Source organism: Bacillota bacterium (assembly GCA_029961055.1).
GTDB lineage: Bacteria > Bacillota > Sulfobacillia > JAIMAT01 > JAIMAT01 > JAIMAT01.
In genome coordinates, this window is sequence record JASBVM010000012.1 from 1 (window position 1) to 21,745 (window position 21,745).

General features: G+C 72.3%; 16 protein-coding genes and 1 tRNA gene. 2 read left to right on the forward strand and 15 right to left on the reverse strand.

Annotated elements, in window-relative coordinates; genetic code table 11:
• The 4 genes from QJR14_04665 to QJR14_04680 all read right to left on the reverse strand — a co-directional run.
• The coding region (locus QJR14_04665) for a DNA-formamidopyrimidine glycosylase family protein (GenBank protein ID MDI3316890.1) at positions 1–416 on the reverse strand (416 nt) is incomplete at its 3' end.
• A 5-nt stretch (positions 417–421) separates the two neighbouring features.
• Positions 422–3,142 carry a DNA polymerase I gene (gene polA, locus QJR14_04670; protein ID MDI3316891.1) on the reverse strand — a complete coding sequence of 907 codons (2,721 nt, stop codon included), beginning with the start codon at positions 3,140–3,142 and terminating at the stop codon, positions 422–424.
• 76 nt (positions 3,143–3,218) lie between these two features.
• A complete protein-coding gene (locus tag QJR14_04675; protein ID MDI3316892.1) occupies positions 3,219–4,142 on the reverse strand; it encodes an anti-sigma factor in 924 nt (307 codons plus the stop codon).
• Positions 4,139–4,744 carry a sigma-70 family RNA polymerase sigma factor gene (locus tag QJR14_04680; protein ID MDI3316893.1) on the reverse strand — a complete coding sequence of 202 codons (606 nt, stop codon included), beginning with the start codon at positions 4,742–4,744 and terminating at the stop codon, positions 4,139–4,141. Before QJR14_04680 ends, QJR14_04675 begins: the two co-directional genes overlap by 4 nt.
• 125 nt (positions 4,745–4,869) lie before the next feature.
• Here QJR14_04680 and QJR14_04685 point away from each other — a divergent pair.
• A tRNA-Leu gene (locus QJR14_04685) sits at positions 4,870–4,956 on the forward strand.
• Positions 4,957–5,088: 132 nt separating this feature from the next.
• Here QJR14_04685 and QJR14_04690 read toward each other — a convergent pair.
• From QJR14_04690 to QJR14_04735, 10 genes are all read right to left on the reverse strand, one after another.
• Positions 5,089–6,006 carry an ABC transporter permease gene (locus QJR14_04690; protein ID MDI3316894.1) on the reverse strand — a complete coding sequence of 306 codons (918 nt, stop codon included), beginning with the start codon at positions 6,004–6,006 and terminating at the stop codon, positions 5,089–5,091.
• Positions 6,007–6,084: 78 nt separating this feature from the next.
• Positions 6,085–7,797: an ABC transporter substrate-binding protein gene (locus tag QJR14_04695; protein ID MDI3316895.1), complete on the reverse strand. Its 1,713-nt coding sequence runs from the start codon at positions 7,795–7,797 to the stop codon at positions 6,085–6,087.
• Positions 7,798–8,016: 219 nt separating this feature from the next.
• Complete coding sequence (locus QJR14_04700; protein ID MDI3316896.1) at positions 8,017–8,940, reverse strand: ABC transporter permease; 924 nt, start codon at positions 8,938–8,940, stop codon at positions 8,017–8,019.
• Between the two features lie 296 nt (positions 8,941–9,236).
• Positions 9,237–10,352: an Mrp/NBP35 family ATP-binding protein gene (locus QJR14_04705; protein MDI3316897.1), complete on the reverse strand. Its 1,116-nt coding sequence runs from the start codon at positions 10,350–10,352 to the stop codon at positions 9,237–9,239.
• 41 nt (positions 10,353–10,393) lie between these two features.
• Positions 10,394–11,587, reverse strand: a complete 1,194-nt coding sequence (locus tag QJR14_04710) for a pyridoxal phosphate-dependent aminotransferase (protein ID MDI3316898.1) — start codon at positions 11,585–11,587, stop codon at positions 10,394–10,396.
• A gap of 99 nt (positions 11,588–11,686) precedes the next feature.
• Positions 11,687–13,453: a pyruvate kinase gene (gene pyk, locus QJR14_04715; protein MDI3316899.1), complete on the reverse strand. Its 1,767-nt coding sequence runs from the start codon at positions 13,451–13,453 to the stop codon at positions 11,687–11,689.
• 69 nt (positions 13,454–13,522) lie between these two features.
• Positions 13,523–14,482, reverse strand: a complete 960-nt coding sequence (gene pfkA, locus QJR14_04720; protein ID MDI3316900.1) for a 6-phosphofructokinase — start codon at positions 14,480–14,482, stop codon at positions 13,523–13,525.
• Position 14,483: 1 nt separating this feature from the next.
• Complete coding sequence (locus QJR14_04725; GenBank protein ID MDI3316901.1) at positions 14,484–14,708, reverse strand: glutamate decarboxylase; 225 nt, start codon at positions 14,706–14,708, stop codon at positions 14,484–14,486.
• Between the two features lie 73 nt (positions 14,709–14,781).
• Positions 14,782–16,287, reverse strand: coding sequence for an ATP-binding protein (locus QJR14_04730; protein MDI3316902.1), 1,506 nt, complete (start codon positions 16,285–16,287; stop codon positions 14,782–14,784).
• 246 nt (positions 16,288–16,533) lie between these two features.
• Positions 16,534–17,736, reverse strand: a complete 1,203-nt coding sequence (locus tag QJR14_04735; GenBank protein ID MDI3316903.1) for an MFS transporter — start codon at positions 17,734–17,736, stop codon at positions 16,534–16,536.
• A gap of 64 nt (positions 17,737–17,800) precedes the next feature.
• Between QJR14_04735 and QJR14_04740 the strand changes: the two genes are divergently transcribed.
• Positions 17,801–18,286 (forward strand): NUDIX hydrolase, encoded by a 486-nt coding sequence (locus QJR14_04740; protein ID MDI3316904.1) that lies wholly within the window; start codon positions 17,801–17,803, stop codon positions 18,284–18,286.
• On the opposite strand, the gene QJR14_04745 is transcribed toward QJR14_04740, so the two are convergent.
• The gene (locus tag QJR14_04745; protein MDI3316905.1) at positions 18,275–21,736 is read right to left on the reverse strand and encodes a DNA polymerase III subunit alpha; all 3,462 of its coding nucleotides are present in this window, start codon (positions 21,734–21,736) and stop codon (positions 18,275–18,277) included. The genes QJR14_04740 and QJR14_04745 overlap by 12 nt on opposite strands.
• Between the last annotated feature and the right edge of the window lie 9 nt (positions 21,737–21,745).

Sequence of the window (21,745 nt, forward strand, 5' to 3'; positions counted from 1 at the left end):
CCGGGCTCCCGGCCGGCCCGCTCCTCCGCCTCCCGGGAGAGCAGGTAGAGGCGCGCGAACTTCCTCACGTCGCGGAAGCAGAGCCGCCCGCCGCCCGCCAGCCCGGCGAGCATGTGAAGGTGCGGATCGGCGAGGTCGCCCGCGGGGTCGGGCTCGTCCGCCCGGAAGATGAGGCGGCCGGTCATGCGCAGGTGGAGGAGCCAGCCGGGCCGCTCCCCGGCGAAGCGGACGAGCAGGTACTTGCCCCGCCGGTCCAGCGCCTCCACCCGCGCTCCCGTGTAGAGCCGGGCGAACGCCCCCGCCTCCACCCCGACCAGGAAGTGCGGGTGCCGGACCTCGATCCGGGCGATCTCCCTGCCGACCAGGCGCGCCGCCAGCGTCCGGCGGATCGTCTCCACCTCGGGCAGTTCGGGCAAGAGGCCTACGCCTCCGCGTCCAGCGGCACCAGGTCGTACCAGTTGGGGCCGGCCTTGACGTCGACCACCAGCGGCACCGCCAGCTTCATGGCGCCCTCCATGGAGTCGCGGAGAAGGCGGGCCATCGCCTCCCGGTCCTCGCTCCGCCCCTCCAGGATCAGCTCGTCGTGGACGGTCAGGACCAGGCGGGCGTCGAGCCCGCTCTCGCCCAGGGCGCGGCGGAGGCGGACCATGGCGATCTTCAGGATGTCGGCCGCCGTCCCCTGGATGGGCGTGTTCAGCGCCGTCCGCTCGGCCGCCTGCCGCCGCGCGTAGACGCGGGAGCGGAGGTCGGGGAGGTAGCGGATGCGGCCGGAGAGCGTGCGCACGAAGCCTTCCTCCCGGGCGCGCGCCACCACCTCCTCCATGTAGCGGCGGACACCGGGGAAGCGGTCCAGGTAGGTGCGGATGAAGGCGGCCGCCTCCTCCCGGGAGATGCCCAGCTGCTGGGAGAGGCCGTAGTCGGAGATGCCGTAGACGATCCCGAAGTTGACCGCCTTGGCGCGCGAGCGCTGCTCGTGGGTGACCTCCTCCGGCTTCAGACCGAAGACCTGGGCGGCGGTGGCCCGGTGGATGTCGGCGCCGGAGAGGAAGGCGGCCTGGAGCCGCTCGTCCCCCGCGATGTGGGCGAGCACCCGCAGCTCGATCTGGGAGTAGTCGCCGGAGACCAGGATCCGGCCCGGCGGCGCGGTGAAGGCCTTGCGCAGCTTCCGGCCCGGCTCCTCGCGCACGGGGATGTTCTGCAGGTTCGGGTCGGCGCTGGAGAGGCGCCCCGTCGCCGTCACCGTCTGGTGGAAGGCGGCGTGGACGCGGCCGTCCACCGGATCGATCACCGGTCCCAGCCCCTCCACGTAGGTGCCGTAGAGCTTCGTCAGCTGGCGGTACTCCAGTACCGTGGAGGCGATGGGATGGGCCGCCGCCAGCGACTCCAGCACCTCCGCGTCGGTGGACCAGCCGGTCTTGGTCCGGCGTCCCCGCGGGAGGCCCAGCTTCTCGAAGAGGATCTGGCCGAGCTGCTGGGTGGAGTTGATGTTGAACCGCTCGCCGGCCATCTCGTAGATCCGGCGCTCCAGCTCGGCGATCCGGCCCCGGAACTCCTCGCCCAGCTCGCGCAGCGTGGCCGGGTCCACCCGGACCCCGGTCGCCTCCATCTCCGCCAGGACCGGCTCCAGCGGCATCTCCACCTCGCGGTAGAGGGGACCGAGCCCCATCCCCTCCAGCTCCGCCTCCATGGGCGACAGCAACCGTTCCACGGCCAGCGCCTCGAGGGCGAGCCGCATCCCGGTGGCCTGCTCCGTCACCTGCTCCTCCCCGGCGGCCGGTCCCTCCGGCGGCAGCTCCACGCCAGCCCAGCGGCGCACCAGCTCGTCCAGCGGGTACCGGCTGCGCGAGGGGTCCAGCAGATAGGCGCCCACCTCGGCGTCCCGGACGGGGCCCGCCGGCTCCAGCCCCGCCGCCCAGGCGGCTCGCAGAAGCGGTTTCAGCCGGTACCCGGCCTTGGCGGCCCGCGGGTCGGCCAACCAGCGCGCCAGCGGCGCCGGGAAGCCGAGGCGGCCGCGCTCCGGGGAGCGCTCCACCGGGAAGAGCCAGGCTTCCTCCCCGTCGCAGACCGCGACCAGGGTGGGCGCCGGCAGGCCGGGCCGGTCCGGCCGGAAGGCGGCCGCCACGGTGCCCGGCCTCGCCTGCATCCGGCGCAGGAAGCGGTCGGCCTCCTCCCCCACCTCTTCGCGCACCCAGCGCAGGGGCGGCGCGCTCACGCTCGCCTGTGGACCCGCCCGGGCCGGGGCCTCCGCCTGCGCCCCGTTCGCCGTCTCAGGCGCCAGGCCGAAGCGACGGGCCAGCGTGCGCAGCTCCAGCTCCTCGAAGAGCGGCCAGGCCGCCGCCGCGTCCGGGGGGCGGCGCCGGCAGGCCTCCAGGTCCAGCGTCACCGGCGCCTCGCGGTCGATGAGGCCCAGCTGCCGGCTCATCCGCGCCTGCTCCTCGTGTTCCGCCAGGCGCTCCCGGAGCTTCTTCCCCGCCACCTGGTCGAGGTGGCGGTAGAGCTCGTCGATGGAGCCGAACTGCTGGATCAGCTTGAGCGCCGTCTTCTCGCCGACGCCGGGCACGCCGGGGATGTTGTCGGAGGCGTCGCCGGCCAGGCCCTTCACCTCCGCCAGCTGCCGGGGCTCCAGCCCGTACTCCTCCCGGACCGCGGCCAGGTTGAAGAGGCGCGTCTCGGTGATCCCCTTGACCGTCACCAGCACGTCGGTCTGCTCGTCCACCAGCTGGAGCGCGTCGCGGTCGCCGGTGACGATCAGCGCGCGGAGGCCCTGCTCCGCCGCCTGCCGGGCGAGGCTCCCCAGCAGGTCGTCGCCCTCGTAACCGTCCAGCTCGTAGATGGGGATGCGGAGCGCCTCCAGGACCCGGTGGAGCAGCGGGATCTGGCTGGCCAGCTCTTCCTGCATCGGCTGCCGTTGCGCCTTGTACTCCTCGTACGCCTCGTGGCGGAAGGTGGGCGCGCGCCGGTCGAAGACCACGGCCAGGTACTCCGGCCGCTGATCCTGTTCCAGACGCAGCAGCATGTTGAGGAAGCCCGTGATGGCGTTGGTCGGCTGGCCGGCCGTGGTGCTGAGCGGCGGCAGCGCGTAGAAAGCCCGGTGAGCCAGGCTGTGCCCGTCCAAAAGAGCGATGGTCGACGCTCCCGTCACCCTCTCCCCTCTTCCCCTCCGCTCGGTCGCCGACCTCTCGCCCGGCGCCCCCGCCCGTCCCGTCGCCGGCGGCTTCCTAGGGGTTGCCTTCCCCGCCCTCCACCACGACGGTGACGCGCTCGACCGACGAGACCGCCGCGCCCTTCTTCTCCGAGGTCCCGCCCGGGGCCGAGAAGGCCGGGGGCGCCTGACGGACGACGCTGCCGCCGTTCGCCTCCGCCGTGCTCTCCAGCGTCTTCGCCACCGCCGCGGCGGAGACCGGCGAGGCGTACTCCACCTCCACGCTGACGCTCTGGCCGGGGAAGACCGCGTCCCGCCGCACGCTGCCCAGCTGGGCCAGCCGCTCCGCCACCAGGCCGGCCACGAGGCGCGGGTCGCCTACGCGCAGCTCGAAGGTGGCCGCCGCCTCCTCCGCCGGGGCCAGCGACAGCCGGTTCCGAGCCTCCTGGCCCTGCCGGCCTCCGCTCTGGGTGGCCGGCGCGGCGAGCCCGCGGGCGCCCGCCGTCGCCCCGCCCTCCGGCGCGCCGGCGGGGGCCCTGCCGGCCGTTCCGGCCGCCCCGGTGGTCGGCCCCTGCCCGCCCTGCCCGCGGCTCATCTCCACCGCCACCCCGGGCTGCCGCGGGCCGCCCGGTCGCAGCCCGCCCCCGGCCACGCCCACCGCCACCGCCAGCGCGGCCGCCGCGGCCACCCCGGCCGCCAGAGGCCAGCCGAAGCGCCGGCGCCGCAGGCCGGGCGCGCCCGGCGCCGGGGACGCTCCGGCCGCGCCGGCGCCGGAACCCGCCGCCTCCACCAGGCGGAGGTGGAGGCGCTGCTCCAGCCCCGCGGGCAGCGGCGGATCGGGCAGCGCGGCCAGCATGCCGGTCACGGCCGTCAGCTCGTCGGCTTCCTCCCGGCAGGCCGGACAGAGCTCGAGGTGCGCCCGCACCCGCAGGCGCACGCCTTCGGGCAGCTCGCCGTCCAGATAGGCGGGCAGGAGCGCGCGGCACCGGCGGCAGTTCATTCCGCCACCCCCTGCCGGCGCCGCACCGAAGGAAGCAGCCCCGCCTCCGCCAGCTTCTCGCGGAGCGCCCGGCGTCCCCGGAAGACCCGGGACTTGACGGTGCCCAGCGGTATCCCGGTCATCTCGGCCACTTCCTCGTAGCTCAGACCCTCCACGTCGCGCAGGAGGAGCGCCGCCCGGTACTCCTCGGGAAGCGCGGCGAGCGCGGCCTCCACCGCCTCGTGGCGCTCCGCCGCCAGCAGCGCCTCCTCCGGGTCACAGGCCGCGGTCCCCGTCGCCGGCTCGGGAATCCTCGCCGGCTCCCGCGCTTCCTCGTGGTGTTCGCGGCGGCGGTTCCGACGCCCATGGTCGAGGCAGAGGTTGATCGCGATGCGATAGAGCCAGCTGCCGAAGCGGGAGCCGCCGCGGAAGGCGCCCAGGGCGCGGAAGGCGTGCAGGACCGCCTCCTGCACCACATCCTCCGCCTCCTGGCGGCCGACGAGGCGGACCGCGGCGCCGTAGACGCGGCGCAGCTCGGGCCGGACCAGCTCCTCGAAGGCGGCCACGTCCCCCGCCTGCGCCCGCTCGAGAAGGGCTCGTTCGAGTCCGTCGATCTCCGGCATCGGGCCCTCCAGCACCGTACGTCGACACACCAGCCGGGACGGGGGCCGCGCCCCTGGGCACCGGTACGGCTTCGTTGATGCGCTCCTGGTCCTATGTTATCGTACCGGTGCATCGCGCCGCTTGGGCCGGAGTGTCGGAACCGGCAGACGAGCCCGACTCAAAATCGGGTCCCCGCGAGGGGGTGTGGGTTCGAGTCCCACCTCCGGCACCACTCTTCCCACATTGGAGTCGGCTCCGCCCGGGTAGACGACGGACCCCCGGGAATCGATCCCGGGGGCGCTCTTTCTCGGCTCCTTCCCTCATGCGCCCGGCCGCGGTTCGGGGGACCGCTCCGCCCCTCGCTTCAGGCGTACGAGATACGCGGATCCAGGAAGGCGTAGACGACGTCCACCACCAGGTTCATCACCACGATGGCCGAGGCGCTGAACATGGTCAGCCCCATGATCAGGGCGCCGTCGACGTTGCCGATGGCGTGGTTGAGGAGAAGGCCGAGGCCGGGCCAGTTGAAGACGTACTCGGTCACCACCAGGCCGCCCAGCAGGTAGCCCAGGTCCATGCCGAGGTAGGTGACGACGGGGATCAACGCGTTCCGGAAGATGTGCCTCCAGATGACGATCCGCTCGGCCAGCCCCTTCGCCCTCGCCGTGCGCACGTAGTCCAGCCGCATCACCTCCAGCATGCTGGAGCGGAGGATGCGGACATAGACGGCGGCGCCCGTCAAGCCCACCGAGAGCGCCGGGAGGACCACCCCGAGCGTCGAGTAGCCACCCAGCGGGAAGAGGCCGGCGTAGTATCCCAGGTAGAGAAGCAGCAGCGACCCGACCCAGTAGACAGGAAGCGCCACCCCCACCAGGCTCGCCGTGCGCGCCACCTGGTCGATCCAGCTGTTCCGCTTCACGGCGGAGATGACGCCGATCGGGATCGCGATGAGGAGCTCGGCCGCCACGGCCGCCAGGGCCAGGAAGACCGTCGGCGGCAGCGCCTGGAGGATCATCGTCAGGACCGGCTGCTGCATGATCCAGTCGTAACCCAGATCCCCGTGGAACACCTGGACGAAGTAGAGCGCCAGGCGGAGCAGGAGCGGCTTGTCCAGGCCGAGCGCCTGCCGGATGGACGCGAGCGTCTCCGGCGTCGCATGCGGACCGGCGATCACGCGGGCCGGATCGGATGGGATGGCGTAGGTGACCAGGAAGGTGATGGCGATGATCGCCGCGATCGTCACCACCGTCCAGATGAGCCGCTTCAGGATGTATTGGACCACGCGATCGCCCCCACCACCGGTCGCCGGAAGAGGAGCCGGCCCTCGTCGGGCCGGGCTCCTCTCCAGGCTCTCACCCGTTCACTTCGCGATCGAGATCAGGTTGAAGCGTGTCGTCGAGACCGGGTGCACGTAGATGCCCAGGTTGGCCGGGTCGTGCGGATCGGGCTGGAGCCAGGGCTGGATCAGCGCGTCGTTCCAGCCGTAGTAGAGGAAGGCCCAGGCCGCCTGGTCGTGGGCGATCTTCTCGGCCTGCTGATAGAGCTTGACGCGCTCGTCCTGCTGGCTCGACGGGAGCGAATCGGCCTTGGTCACCAGCTGCTCGAAGGTGGGGTCCGTCCAGTTGCCCACGTTGGTCGAGTTGAAGGCGTCCTTGGCCAGCAGGTTGTAGAGGAAGTCCTGCGCGTCGGGGTAGTCCTGGAACCAGTCGGTCCAGGCGATGTTCCACGGCTTGGTCGGATCGTCCTCGTACGGCCAATAGCTCCCCACCTGGCTGAACCCTTGCAGCTTGACGTCGATTCCGACCTGCTTCAGCTGCTCCTGGACCATCTGCGCGGTCCGGATGTGGTCCTGGGTATTGCTCGGATAGATCATGGTCACCTCCAGCGGCAGCTTGACGCCTGCCTGCTGGAGGAGCTGCTTGGCCTTGGCCGGATCGTAAGGGTACGGCTGGATCGACGGGTCGTAGCCGGGGATCGCGGGCGGCAGCGGCTGGCTCATCACCTGCCCGCGCCCGTTGGTGATGTTCTGGATGATCTGTTGCTTGTCGAGGGCGTAGTTGATCGCCTGGCGGACCAGCGGGTTGTTGAAGGGCGGCTTGGTCGTGTTGAAGGCCAGGTAGTAGATGGCGTTCTCGCGCCCCTTGAAGTACTGCTTCTTCAGGTTCGGATCCTGGAGGACCTGGGCGTAGATGGCGGACGTCAGCGGCCCGTTGACGAAGTCGAGGTCGCCCTGGCGGAACTGGAGGAGCTGGAGGTTGTCGGGGACGTTCTCCTTGAAGACCAGCTTCTCGATCTTCGCCTTGTGCTCACCCCAGTAATTCGGGTTGGGAACCAGCGTCATCTGCACGCCCGGCTGCCAGGAGTCGAGCTTGAACGGACCGCTGCCCACGGCGTGCTGCGAGTAGTCCTTGCCGTACTGCTCGGCGACCTTGGGGTCGACGATCGCCGCGGACATCAGCGCCAGCGTGTTCAGGAAGAAGGCCTGGGGCTGGGAGAGATCGATCTCCAGCGTCTGGGCGTCGATCACCTTGACGCCCGGCAAGCCGCCCTTGCCGTCCGGGGAGGCCTTCTGGCCCGAGGCGTTCCACTCCTTGTAGCCCTTGATCGCCGAGTAGGCGAAGCCGTAGGGCGCCGCGCCCCCTCCGATGGGATTCTTCGACGTGACCCGGTCGAGGCTGTATTTGACGGCGTAGGCGTCGAGGGGATCCCCGTTGGAGAACTTGATGCCGGGCTTGATGTGGAAGGTGTACTTGAGACCGTCCGGCGTCACGTCCCAGGTGGCCGCGTCCGGCACGAGCTCGGACTCCTTCGCCGGATCGTAGCTGACCAGCGTGTCATAGATCATCAGCATCGGGTACATCGAGGTCATGTCGGTCCACTTGGCCGGATCGAGGGTCTCGATGTTGCTCGTGAAGGCGGTCACGAGCGTCTGGCCGTTCTTGTGCTGGGCGGTCGTCGCCCCCCTGTTGCCCGTCTGCGTGGCGGCCGGCTTGCCCCCGCAACTGGACAGGACCAGCGCAAGTGCGACCAGCGCGGTCGAAAGCGTCGTTGCCCAGCGAACCTTCTTGCGCACGAAGGCCCATCCTCCTTCATCAAAAAATCGCTCCGGTCCCTGACCCACCGGGTGACCGGATTCTTCCACTTCCTGGCGCAGCTGGAGTGCCTGCGGGGTTTCACCCGGATCTCCGGCAGGGTGAGCCGCCCTCGCTGCTCACCGCCCACCTCCTTTCGGTGGCCGCCATGCCAGTGCGGAGACGGCGCCCGTGCCTCAGCGTCGCCACCTCGACCGGCCTCATTCTTCAGCACGCGGGTTGAGCGCGTCGCTCAGCCCGTCGCCCAGGAGGTTGAACCCCAGGCTGCCGAGCGCCAGCGCCAGGCCGGGCCAGATGATCAGCCAGGGGGCCGTCTGGTAGAAGTTGAGGCCCAGGGTGATCATCTTGCCCCAGCTGATGGTCGGGTCGGGAACGCCGATGCCCAGAAAGGAGAGGGCCGACTCCGTCAGGATGTTCTGGGCCACCTGGAGCGTGCCGTAGACAATGACGGTGCCCACGACGTTGGGAAGCAGGTGGCGCCCGAGGATCCGCCAGGTTCCGGCCCCCAGCGCCCGCGCCGCCTCCACGTACTCCTGGTTCTTGGCCGCCAGCACCTGCCCCCGCGTGATCCGGGCGGTGGGTGCCCAGCCCAGGACCCCGATGACCGTGTAGACCGTGGCCACCGAGGGGTTGGAGACCACCGAGCGGAGGAGGATGACGAACAGGAGGAAGGGGAAGGCGAGCACGATGTCGGTGATGCGCATCAGCACGTTGTCGACCTGCCCGCCCGCGTAACCGGCCACCAGGCCGACCACGAGGCCGATGGCCACGGCGATGAGCGTGGCCATGAAGCCGACCTCCATGGAGACCCGCGCTCCCCAGATCAGCTGGCTGAGCACATCCCGGCCACTGGGGTCGGTGCCGAGGAAGAAGTGGCCCCAATTCCAGGTCGGTGCCAGGGGCAGCCCCTGGGCGGTGGTTCCGTCCGGGTAGGTCTGGTAGGGGCTGAGCGGGGCGATCTGCGGCGCGAAGATGGCGACCACGGAGAGCAGCACGACGAGGACGAGCCCGAAGACCGCCGGGCCGTTCCGGAAGAAGTGCCGCACCAGCTGTCGCCACGGCGACGGACCGGAAGGCGGCTGCAGCGTCGTCTGCATGTCAGGGAATTCGAGAAGAGCGGACACGGCTTCCCTCCTGTCCGTGACGGACCTCCCGCAATGGTCAAAACAGATTACGCGCGCCCCGGGCCAATCCCTGCTTCCCGATGCCCGCAGCCGGCCATTTCCAAGCTTTCGCCGCTCCGGTCCCGGGCCGCCCGGAGTGTGCCACCGGCCGGGGTGCGGTCTGCCGGAGCCTCACCCTGTGGCATGGCGCTCCAGAACGACTGGATCATGGCTGAATGCTATAGAAAAAACCGGACCCGACCGCCACCGATCGGGTCCGTGGGGAGCCTGCTCGGGGAAGATCGAGGCGCAGCCCTTCAGAAGCCGATACGCGGGCCGACGATCTGCCGCCGCGCGGGCGAGGCCTGGGCGGTCCGCTCGACCACCACCTTCGCCAACTCGTCGAAGGCTTGACGGAGCGGTGACTCCTCGTCGGCCGCCGCCACCGGACGTCCCTCGTCGCCGCCCTCGCGGATGGCGGGCGCCAGCGGGATCCGCGCCAGGACCGGCTGGCCGATCGCCTGGGCCAGGGCGTCGGCGCCGCCGCTGCCGAAGACGTCGATGCGTTCGCCGCAGTGCGGGCAGACGAGGAAGGCCATGTTCTCGACGACACCCAGCATCTCCTGGTTCATCTTCGTGGCCATGAAGGCCGCCCGGGAAGCGACGTGGACGGAGGCTTCCTGGGGCGTGGTCACCAGGAGGATCTTGGACTGGGGCAGCCGCTGGGCCAGGCTCATGGGCACGTCACCGGTCCCGGGCGGCAGGTCGACCACCAGGTAGTCCAGGTCGGCCCAGAGCACGTCGTTGAGGAACTGGTCCAGGGCGCCGGCCAGCATCGGGCCCCGCCAGATCACCGCCGCATCCTCTTCGAGGAAGAAGCCCATGGACATCACCTGCATGCCGTAGGCCTCCACCGGGGCGATGGCGTTGCCGATGGCCACGGGCCGGGTGGCGATGCCCAGCATGCGCGGGATGGAGAAGCCGTAGATGTCGGCGTCCAGCAGGCCGACCCTCTTCCCCCGCCTCCGCAGGGCGACGGCCAGGTTGGCCGTCACGGTCGACTTGCCCACGCCGCCCTTGCCGCTGGCCACGCCGATGACCACGGTGCGCGACCCCGGCCGCGTCACCGACGACGTGTGCCCCGGCTCCTGGCCGCGCAGCCGCTGCGAGAGCCTCTGCCGCTCCTGCTCGTCCATCACCGAGAGGTGGACGTCCACCTGCTCCACGCCGGAAAGCGCGCCCACCCGCCGGCGGACTTCCTCGTCGATGCGCCCCTGCAGCGGGCAACCGGCCACCGTCAGGGCCACGTCCACCGTGACGCGGCCGCCGTCGATGCGCACCTCGCGGACCATATCGAGATCGGTGATGCTCCGGCCCAGCTCGGGGTCGATCACGTCACCGAGGACGTTCAGGACCTCTTCCTTGGTCGCCAATCACCACACCCCCACCTCGGCCCCGCTCGTCGTCCACCCTCTCATGATACACGGAGGGCGGAGGCGAGCCGACGGAAGCCCTCCTCGATCCGCTCCAGGGAGGTGGCGTAGCTGAGGCGGAGGTACTCGGGCAACCCGAAGCCCGCGCCGGGCACCACCGCCACGTGGGCCTCCTCCAGCAGGAGCTCCGCCAGATCGTCGCCGTCGTTCACCTGGCGGCCCGCCACCGCGCGGCCCAGCAGGGGGCGGATGGAGGGGAAGGCGTAGAAGGCGCCCTCCGGCTCCCGAGGAAGCTCGAAACCGGGCGTCCGGCGGATCAGCTCCACCACCCGCCTCCGCCTGCGGTCGAACTCCTCCACCATGGCGCGCGCCGCCTCGCCCGCCTGGCGCAGCGCGGCCACCGCCGCCCACTGGGAGATGGTGGAGGGCGCCGAGGTGAGATGCGACTGGATGGCGGTCATCGCCTCGACCAGGGCGCGGTCCTCGGCCACGGCCCAGCCGATCCGCCAGCCGGTCATGGCGTAGGCCTTGGAGACCCCGTCGATGAGGACGGTGCGGGCGCGGACCTCGGGCCCCAGCTGCGCGACGCTCACGTGCTCGACGCCGAAGACCAGGTGGCGGTAGATCTCGTCGGAGATGATCCAGAGCCCGTGCCGCAGGGCCAGCTCGGCCACCGCCTCCAGCTCGCCCCGGCCGAGGACCGCGCCGCTGGGGTTGGAGGGCGAGTTGAGCAGGATGGCCCGGGTGCGGGGGCCGATGGCGGCCTCCAGCGCCTCCAGGTCCAGATGGAAGCCCTCCTCCACCCGGGTGGGGACGATGACGGGCGTCGCGCCAGCCAACCGGATCTGCTCGGGATAGGAGACCCAGTAGGGAGCGGGCACGACCACCTCGTCGCCCGGCCCCGCCAGGGCGAAGAGCACGTTGAAGATGCTCTGCTTCGCCCCGTTGGAGACGACGATCCGGGCGGGATCCACGTCCAGCCCAAGCTCCTCGGCCAGGTTGGCGGCCACCGCTTCCCGCAGCTCCGGAAGCCCCTGCACCGCGGTGTACTTCGTCTGGCCCCGTCGCATCGCCGCCAGCGCGGCTTCCTTGATCACCTCCGGCGTGTCGAAGTCGGGTTCTCCCACGCTGAAGCTGATCACGTCCACGCCCTGGCGGACGAGCGCCTTGGCGCGCGCGTCCATGGCCATGGTGGGCGAGGCGGCCAGCCCCTCCGTCCGCTCCGCAAGAGCCAACGCCATCGCTCCTTCCCGAAACGGGCTCCGCCTCTCGACCTCGACGTCGCTTCCGGTGCCGAACCGAGGTGACGGGATTCGGAAAGCTCTTCCTGATGGTCAGATTCTATGAACGCGGCCCCGGTACAGCAACCCGTGCACCGGGTCGACGGTCACCGTCTCGCCGGGCCGGAGCTCCTCCGCGCTCTCCGGCTGGTAGCCGACGATGGCGGGTCGGCCGAGGTTGAGGGCGACGATGGCGCTGGGGGAGCTGAGGCCGCCCTCGCGGACCACGAGCGCCGCCGCCCGCTGGGCGTAGACCACCATCTCCGGGTCGATGCGGGGCACCACCAGGACGTCGCCGTCGCGGAAGGCGGAGGCGGCCGCGGTGGCGTCCTCCACCAGGCAGACCGGACCGCTGGCGGCCTCCTTGCCGATCCCCTGGCCGCGCCCGAGGACGGCCGCCACCGTGTGGACCTTGAGCGTGTTGGTGGTCCCGGAGACGCCGACGGGGAAGCCGGCGGTGATGACGACCACGTCGCCGTTCGCCACCCGCCCCGATTCCAGCGCCGCCGCCACCGCCCTCTCGATCACCTCGTCGCTGGAACGCTGGCGGGCCAGCACGAGCGGTTCCACGCCCCAGACCAGGCTGAGGCGGCGGGCGGTCCCCGACTCCGGGGTGACGGCCAGGATGGGGGCGGCGGGTCTCTGGGCCGCCACCACGCGGGCCGTCCGCCCGGACTGGGTCGGCGTGATGATCGCCGCGGCGCCCAGCGCCGCCGCGGTCGCCACCGAGGCGCGGCTGATGGCGTCGGTGACGGTGGCGGGGGAGGAAGGCGGCTGCGCTCCCTGGCGGCGGGCGACCAGCTCGGCGTCGGCGCGCTCGGCGATCCGCGCCATCATCCGCACCGCCTCCACCGGGTGGGCGCCGGTGGCGCTCTCGGCGCTGAGCATGACCGCGTCGGTCCCGTCCATCACGGCGTTGGCCACGTCGGCCGCCTCGGCCCGCGTGGGCGAGGCGTGCTCGACCATGGATTCCAGCATCTGGGTGGCCGTGATCACCGGCTTCCCCGCCCGGTTGGCCAGGGCGATGATCCGCTTCTGGATGAAGGGGACGTCCTCGGTGGGCATCTCCAGCCCCAGGTCGCCCCGCGCCACCATGATCCCGTCGGAGACCTCCAGGATCTCCTCGAAGCGGTCGACACCGTGACGGGTCTCGATCTTGGTGATGATCTCCGGCAGCCGGGCGGCCGGGGAGGCGTTCTCCTCCAGGAAGCGGCGCACCGCGAGCACGTCGTCCGCCGTCTGGATGAAGCTGGCCGCCACGAACTCGATCCCCAGCTCCAGGCCGAGGCGGAGGTCGGCCTCGTCCTCCGGCAGGAGCGGCGGCAGCGAGAGCCGGGTCCCCGGCGCCAGGCACTTCTTGCCGCCGAGCAGCCGTCCTCCCACCACCACCTCGCAGTCGATGGCACCGTCGCGGCGGATCTCCCGCACCCGGAAGACCAGGTTGCCGTCGTCCAGGAGCAGCGTCGCCCCCGGCTCCAGGTCGCGAGCGAGGCCGGGATAGCTGATGCCGACCCGCTCGCGGCTGCCTTCCACCGGCTCCGGCACCAGCAGGAAGCGATCCCCCGGCGCCAGTTCCACGCTCCCGCCGGGGAAGCGGCCGATCCGCACCTCCGGTCCCCGGGTGTCGAACATGAGGCCGATGTGGCGACCCAGTCGCTCCGCGATCCGGCGGATCCGCTCGCTCCGCTCGCGCAGCTGCTGGCCGCCCCCGTGGGAGAGGTTGAGGCGGGCCACGTCCATACCCGCCTCCATCAGGGCGCGCAGCGCTTCCTCCGATTCGCTGGCGGGACCGATGGTGGCCACCACTTTGGTTCTGCGCAACCCGCCGCCCCCTTCCAGGCCCCGAAGCCGGCGTGCGGCGGGCCTCCCGGCCGCCCGCCGCCCGTCGCTTCAGATGGCCAGGATGGCCGCGAGCCGGTAGGTCTCGCGGTCGATATCCTTCCTCGCCGACACCACCTGCTCGTACGAGGTGAGCCGCACCTCGCCGTGGACCAGCCCGGCCATCACGCCGTGCCTTCCCTGCAGGAGGGCGTCCACCGCCGCCGCTCCCAGGCGCGAGGCGAGCAGCCGGTCCATGGCCGTCGGCGCCCCTCCGCGCTGGATATGCCCGAGGACGGTGACGCGCGTGTCGAGCCCCGTCCTCTCCTGGATCTTCTGCGCCACCTCGAAGCCGCGGGCGGCTCCCTCGGCCACCACGATGATGCTGTGCCGCTTGCCCGAGCGGTAGGCCGACTGGACCCGCTCGCAGATCGTCTCCATGGTCATGGGCTCCTCCGGCACCACGATGGACTCGGCGCCGTCCGCCAGCCCCGCCATCAGCGCGATGAAGCCCGAGTTCCGGCCCATCACCTCGACCACGAAGGTCCGCTCGTGCGCCGTCGCCGTGTCGCGGATGCGGTCGATGGCCTGGATGGCGGTGTTGACCGAGGTGTCGAAGCCGATGGTGGCGTCGGTGCCGGCCAGGTCGTTGTCGATGGTGCCGGGGACGCCCACCGTCCAGACACCGTGCTCCTCCAGGGCCATCGCCCCGCGGAAGGAGCCGTCCCCGCCGATGACGACCAGAGCCTCGACCTGGTGGCGGCGGAGCTGGGCCACCGCCTCGGCCTGACCTTCGGGGCTCTTGAAGGCCTCCGAGCGGGCCGTGTAGAGGATGGTACCGCCGCGGTGGATGATGTCCGCCACCGAGCGCCGGTCCATGGGCCGGAGCTCACCCCGGACCAGGCCCGCGTAGCCGTGTTCGACGCCCAGGACCTCCAGCCCCTCGTAGATGGCCTTCCGGACCACCGCGCGGATGGCCGCATTCATGCCCGGAGCGTCGCCACCGCTGGTCAGGACCGCGATCCGCTGCACCTCATGCCCCCCCGTCCGCCTCGCCAGACCCGGCCCTGGCCAGCACCTCGGCCAGGGCCGTCTGCGCTTCCTCCATCTCTACGTCCGGAAGAAGGATCTCCCACAGCGAGAGGTCACCGCGCCCCCCACCGGCCCGCACCCGGGCGAGGAAGCCCCGCTCGGCCAGCCCGCGCACGACCCGATCGGCCATCTCTCGTGTGGGCGCGACGTACAGGACCTGCCACACGCGCCCTCCCTCCCCGGCGGAGGCTCGCGCCAGGCTTCGCTCCGACCCGGCTCATTCCTGCCTGGATCCCGCCTCACTCCGGTGCGCCGGGCTTGTCCACCGCTTCCCCCGGCCCCTGCGCCCCGGCCGATCCCGGCGAGGGCTGCTCCTCCCGGGATGCCGCCGACTCCTCCCCGCCGCGGCGGGCCAGCGGGAGTCGGACGAAGAAACGTGCGCCCTCGCCCTCCCGGCTCTCCACGTCGAGCCGGCCGCCCTGGGCCAGGACCAGCCGCCGGCAGATGGAGAGGCCCAGGCCGGTCCCGCTGGGCTTGGTGGTGAAGAAGGGGTCGAAGATCCTCTCCAACCGGTCGGCGGGGATCCCGGGACCGTCGTCGGCCACCTCCACCACCGCCCAGCGTTCCTCCTGGCGGACCGACACCCTGACGTGCCCGCCGGTGCCCACCGCCTCCAGCGCGTTCCCGACCAGATTGAGGATCACCTGGCGCATGCTGTCGCAGCTGTGGCGCGCCACCACCGGCTCCTCCGGCTTCTCGTAAAGGAGCTCCACGCCGTGCGCCCGCGCCTGCACCTCCATCTCGCGGACGCTCTCCTCCAGGCAGCGCTGAAGCGGCTCGGTCGCCTGCTCGCTGGGTGAGAGCGGCCGCTCCAGGGCGATCAGATAGCTGGTCAGGTCACTCACCCGATCCATCTCGTGCAGCACCAGCCGCAGGAAGTCCTGCTGCTTTTCGCTGGCGGAGCGGTCGATCAGCTGCAGGTAGCCGCGGATGGCCGAGAGCGCGTTCCGGATCTCGTGGGCGGCGGCCGCCGCAGCCTGCTGCGCGTGCGGGATCGCCGCCTCCTCCGCCTCGCCCTGCCGGAGCGGGTCGACCCGGATGAGGGCGCCCAGCAGCTCCCCCCCGTCCAGCACGGCGCGGGCATGGACGTTCATGGGTCCGGGCCGGCTCGGCAGCCACGGGTCCAGGTTGAGGCGACGCTCCACCCGCCCGCGGGCCAGGAGCACCTCCTCGTCGACGCGCAACTCCGGGGGAAGGCCGGGAAAGATCTCCGCGACGCTCTTCCCCAGCAGCTCCCGGCCGGGCCGGAGGCAGAGCGAGGCCAGCCGGTCGCTCACCCAGACCAACCGGCCGCTGGCGTCCAGGACGCAGGCGCCGGTGCGCCCGCGGGCCAGCTCGTCCAGGAGCGCGCGCAGGAGGCTGATCTGGCGCTCGGCCGCCTCCGCCGAGGAGGGTGCCTCCACCACCAGCACCGCGCCGGCTACGGGTCCGTCGAAGCTGACCAGCGGGAGCACCTGGCCGTGAAGGCCGCCGCGCACCGTCAGCCGGCTGCTCCGGCCCCCCAGCGCCGCCTGGACCGCCCCACCCAGGTGGCCGCCCACCCGGCTGAAGAGCTCGCCGGACTCGGGCCCCTCGGGCTCGAGGTCGAGCCACCGCCGGGCGCTCGGGTTGGCGTAGACCGGCGCCCCGGTGGCGTCGAAGGCGACCACGGGCTCCTGGAGCAGGTCGATGGCGTCGCGTCGCAGGACCAGGTCGTTATGCAGGTAGAGATTGGGCAGCAGGCGGATGCGGCCTTCGCCGTCCATTCCGCGCACCTTCCTTCGCCAGCGTGAGAAGCTCCGCTCGACAGACGCCCCCGACGCCCTCCGAGACCGCCTGGCCGCTCCCGGTTCGCCTCGCGGCGGGGCCGTTGGCGTATTCGTCTTTTCCCCTGTATGCCAACCAATCCCTCCGTAGATGCCCGGCAGGCGACCTCGCGCCCGGCGCGAGGGTCGCCGCCTCCGTCCCGCCACCCGCCCCGGCGGGCCTCCCTCGCCGGCGGCTTCCGGGGCTCAGGGGGCGCCGCCCCGCTCCGGCGCCGTCCCGAGGGCCAGGAGGGACCAGGTGCCCGCCGCCAGCAAGTAGGCCAGCGCCGTCCACTGGAAGAGGAGCTGGAAGGCGCCGCGGTCCACCCAGCTCCCCGCCCAGGCCGTGGCCGCCGCCCAGGCGGCCTGCCAGGCGAGGTTCTGGAGCGCCGACAGCCAGGTCCGCCCGGCTCCCCGCACCGAGGCCATGGCGAACTGGCTGCGCAGGGGCTCGGCCGCGTTCATCAGGCCCGAGCGGAGGACCAGCACCACCCCTGCGGCGGCCAGCGACCCCGTCCGCGGGGCGGCCAGGAGGAGGGGCAGGGAGAGCAGCTCGAACCCGATCCCCACCCAGGCCGCTCTCCTCCGCCCCCGCCCCGCCAACCGGCCCGCCAGCAAGGCCAGGAGCGCCGTCGCCACCGAGCCCAGGGCGAAGACGGTCCCCACCTCCCCCGTGCCGGCGCCGAACCGGCGGACCAGGAAGACGTTCAGGTAGGGGACGACCAGCCCCGCCCCAGCCCCCGTCAGCGCCTCGACCAGGACCAGCAGCGCCGCCACCGCCAGGGTGCGGAGCCCGGGCCGACCGTCCAGCCGGGAAGGAGCGGGCCGTGCGGACTCCCCCGGCTCGGCCCCCTCTCTCCCCTCCCCTCCCTGGATTCGGCCGAGTCGCAACAGGGGAAAGAGCGCCGCGCCCGAGACCAGAAGCGTGACCAGGAGTGCGTTCCGCAATCCCGCGGGGGCGTGTGACCCGCCCACCAGCGCCGGCAGGCCACCACCCAGGAGGGAGCCGAGAACCAGGGCCACCTCGCTCAGCGCGTAGGCGCTGGAGAAGAGGAGGCTGGCGCGGCCGGGAGGCTCCAGCTCCGCCATCAGCGGGTTGGTCAACACCGCCAGCGCAGCGCCTGCGAGGCCCGCCGCCACGGCGGCCGCCAGCAGCGGCTGCGGCCTCGGCCAGAGCAGCGCCGCGGCCCCGGTCAGACCGGCCAGGCCGCCGCTGAGGAGGAAGACGCGCTCCGCGCCCCAGCGCCTTCCCAGCCAGCCCAGGGGGAGCGAGCCCGCCAGGCCCGCCACCGCGCCCACCGCCAGCAGCCTCCCCAGCCAGGAGGCCGGATAGCCCATCGCCAGCAGCCAGAGGTTGGTGGTCACCTGTTGCATCCCCTGGCCCAGCTGGACGAAAAAGAGGAAGAGCAAGAAGCTCCGGGAGCGCTCCGAAAGGGGAAGGTACCGTCGAAGCGCTTCCTGGAAGGAGGAGGGCATGCTACCCATCGGTGAGCGCCGCTTCACGGTGCGCGGCCGCGAGGTGACGCACTGGTTCGTCGACTCCCCCAAAGTGGCCTGTATCATCCCGGTCCTGCCCGACGGCCGCATCCTCCTGGAGCGGCAGTACCGCGCCGCCCTGGACAGCTGGATCCTGGAGCTGCCCGCGGGCAAGGCCGAGCCCGGCGAGGAGGTGGAGGCCTGCGCCCGCCGGGAGCTGGAGGAGGAGACCGGCTTCCGCGCCGGCCGCCTGCAGGAGCTCTTCTGGTTCTGGCCGGCGCCGGGCTACTCCAACGAGGAGATCCACCTCTTCGTGGCGCGGGATCTCCGGGACGGTGAACGGAGCCTGGACCCCGGCGAGGAGCTGGAGGTGGAGGCGCTCACCGTGGAAGAGTTCCTCGACGCCGTGGAGGCCGGGCGCATCCACGACGGCAAGACGCTCCTGGCCGCCGCGCATCTCCGCTGCCACGGCCTATCCGGCTGAACCCAGGCGGGCCGCCCCGGGACCGAAGCGTTCGCGGAGAAGCCGCAGCAGCTCCTCGTCCGCCTCCACCCGGATCGCCAGCTTCCGCCAGCGCCGGCCGTCGCCCTCGTCCAGCAGGACCGGTGAGCGACCCGGCCGGCGGCGGAGCTCCCGGCCGAGCCAGCGGTCCTCCTCGGGCGCCAGGAGCCGCCCGAGACGGAGGTAGAGGACAGGGGCGGGCGCCTGGGGGGAGGCATCCGCCTCCTCCAGGCGTTCGAGGCGCGTCGCCACCACCGTCGGCCGTTCCGGGCGGTCGTCCCGGGGCGAGTAGCGCCCCTCCACCAGGAGGAGCGGCGCCTCTCCCGCCAGGAGCGGCCCCGCCTGGGCCAGGAGGCGCGGAAAGAGGAGGACCTCCGCCTCCCCGCTCCCGTCGTCCAGGGTGAGGAAGCCCATCGGCTCCCCGTTCCGCGTGCTCCGCCGCCGCAGCTCCACCAGCGACCCCGCCACCCGCACGGTCTCGTCCGGCTGCCGCTCGCCCAGCCGCTCCAGCGGCGTCACCCCCAGGGCGGCCAGCCGCCGCTCCAGCCGGGTCAGCGGGTGCTCGCTCAGGTAGAAGCCCAGCGCCTCCTTCTCGTAGGCGAGGAGCCGCAGCGGAGGCCACTCGGGCCGCGCCGCCCCGGCGGCGGGCTCCACGGAGGCGAGGCGGGCGGAGGCGGACGTCTCCCCGAAGAAGGAGAGCTGGCCGCTCTGGCGCCGGGCTTCCTCGCCCTGGGCAGCCGCCAGCGCCGTGTCCAGCGAATCCGCCAGCGTGGCCCGGTTGGCGCCGAGCCCGTCGAGCGCGCCCGCCTTGACCAGGCTCTCCAGCGCCCGCCGGTTGAGCACCGCCGTGCCCGTCCGCTCCGCCAGGTCGGTCAGGCTGGCGAAGGGGCCCCCCGCCTCGCGCGCCTGGACCACCGCCTCCGCGGCCGCCACGCCCACGTTCTTGACCGCCGCCAGGCCGAGGCGAAGCGCCTGGCCCTCCGGCTCGGTCTGGACGCCGGAGTGGTTGACGTGGGGCGCCCGCACCTCGATGCCGAGGCGCCTCGCCTCGCGGATGTACTCGGCCACCTTGTCGCTGGCGTCCTGGACGCTGGCGATCAGCGCCGCCAGGAAGGCGACCGGCTCGTGGCACTTCAGCCAGGCGGTGCGGTAGGCGAGGATGCCGTAGGCGGCGGCGTGGGCGCGGTTGAAGCCGTAGTTGGCGAAGCGGAGGATCAGGTCGTACAGCTCCTCCGCGAGCTCGCGGGGGTGCCCGTTGCGCAGGCAGCCCCGGATGAACGCCTCGCGCTGGGCGTCCAGCTCCTCCCGTTTCTTCTTGCCCACGGCGCGCCGGAGGAGGTCGGCCTGGCCCAGGCTGAAGCCGGCCATCGCCGAGGCCACCTCCATGACCTGCTCCTGGTAGACGAGGATCCCGTACGTGTCGCGCAGGATCGGCTCCAGCAGGGGGTGCGGGTAGCGGACGCCGCCCTCGTGCTTGGCGCGGACGAACTCGGGGATGTTCTCCATCGGTCCGGGCCGGTAGAGGGCGACGGCGGCGATGATGTCCTCCAGCCGGGAGGGCTTCAGCTCCCGGAGCATCTCCCGCATGCCCGGCGACTCCAGCTGGAAGATGCCCGTCGTCTCGCCCCGGCCGAGCATCTCCAGCGTCTCCGCGTCGTCCTCCGGCAGGTCGTGGAAGTCGACCGGCGCCCCCCGCCGGCGCGCGATCAGCCGGTTGGCCTCCTCGATGACGGTGAGCGTCCGCAGCCCCAGGAAGTCGAACTTGAGCAGCCCCAGCTCCTCCAGCGTCCCCATGGGGAACTGGGTGACCACGGTGGTCTCGCCGTTGTGCTGCATCGCCTGGAGCGGCACCCGCTCCATCAGCGGCACGGGCGAGATGACGACGCCGGCGGCATGGACCGAGGCGTGGCGGGCGAGCCCCTCCAGGCGGCGAGCCACGTCGAACAGGGTGCGCACGCGCTCCGAGGAGGCGTAGGCGGCGGCCAGCTCGGGGTTGCCGGTCAGCGCCTCCTCCAGCGTGACGCCCGGCCGCTCGGGCACCATGCGCGCCATCCGGTCCACCTCGGCATAGGGGAAGCCGAGGGCGCGGCCGACGTCGCGGACCACGGCGCGGGCGAGCATCCGCCCGAAGGTGATGATCTGGCCCACCCGGTCGGCACCGTACTTGCGCACGACGTAGTCGATCACCTCGCCTCGCCGCCGGTCCTCGATGTCGATGTCGATGTCGGGCATGGAGACGCGCTCGGGGTTGAGGAAGCGCTCGAAGACCAGCCGGTGGCGGAGCGGATCGACGTCGGTGATGCCCAGGAGGTAGGCCACCAGGCTTCCTGCGGCCGAGCCGCGGCCCGGACCCACGGCGATCCCCTGCCGCCGCGCCCAGTCGATGAAGTCCCAGACGATCAGGAAGTAGCCGGCGTACCCCATCCGCCCGATCACCGCCAGCTCATGCTCCAACCGCCGGCGGACGTCGCCCCCGGCGACGCGGCGCGCGGCCTCCGGGTAGCGGACCGGAAGCCGCTCCTCGCAGAGCTGGCGGAGGTAGCTGGCGGCGTCGTGGCCGGGCGGGAGCGGGTAGTCCGGCAGCTCCATCCGCCCGAAGGGCAGCTCCACCCGGCAGCGCTCGGCGATGCGGAGCGTGTTCTCCAGCGCCTCCGGGCACCAGGCGAAGCGCTCGGCCATCTCCTCGGGGCTCTTGATGTAGAACTGGTCGGAGTCGAAGCGCATCCGCCCGGGGTCTTCGACGGTGGTGGCCGTCTGGATGCAGAGGAGCACCTCGTGGGCGGGCGCATCCTCCCTGCGCGGATAGTGGGCGTCGTTGGTGGCGACCACGCCCACCCCCAGCTCCCTCGCCAGTTCCGCCAGCCGGGGGAGGAGCTGCTGCTGGGCGGCCAGCCCGTGGTCCTGCAGCTCGACGAAGAAGCTCTCGGGGCCGAAGAGATCGCGGTAGAAGCGGGCGGCCTCCCGGGCGCCCTGGACGTCGCCGCGCAGCAGCCGCGCGGAGAGCTCGCCGCTCAGGCAGCCGCTCAGCGCGATCAGGCCCTCGTGGTACCGCTCCAGCAGCTCGCGGTCCACCCGCGGCCGCCGGTAGGTGCCCTCCAGCGAGGCCAGGCTGACCAGCGCCATCAGGTTCCGCCAGCCGCGGTCGTCCTCGGCGAGCAGCGTCAGGTGGTAGTAAGGCTCGCCGTGGGGACCGGGGCTGCGCTCGAAACGGCTCCCGGGGGCCACGTAGAGCTCGCAGCCCAGGATGGGCCGGACCCCCTCCTGTTGGCAGGCCTTGTAGAAGTCGACGGCACCGTAGAGGACGCCGTGGTCGGTCAGGGCGACCGCGGGCATGCCCATCTCCCGCGCCGCCCGAGCCAGCTCCTGGACGCGGATCATCCCGTCCAGGAGGCTGTACTCGGAGTGCATGTGCAGATGGACGAAGCCGGTCACCCTCGCGCC

Coding starts and splice junctions, on each gene's coding strand:
- QJR14_04730 (MDI3316902.1), bottom strand. CDS start 16,287: ATGGACGGCGAAGGCCGCATCCGCCTGCTGCCCAATCTCTACCTGCAT.
- QJR14_04680 (MDI3316893.1), bottom strand. CDS start 4,744: ATGCCGGAGATCGACGGACTCGAACGAGCCCTTCTCGAGCGGGCGCAG.
- QJR14_04740 (MDI3316904.1), top strand. CDS start 17,801: ATGCTACCCATCGGTGAGCGCCGCTTCACGGTGCGCGGCCGCGAGGTG.
- QJR14_04675 (MDI3316892.1), bottom strand. CDS start 4,142: ATGAACTGCCGCCGGTGCCGCGCGCTCCTGCCCGCCTATCTGGACGGC.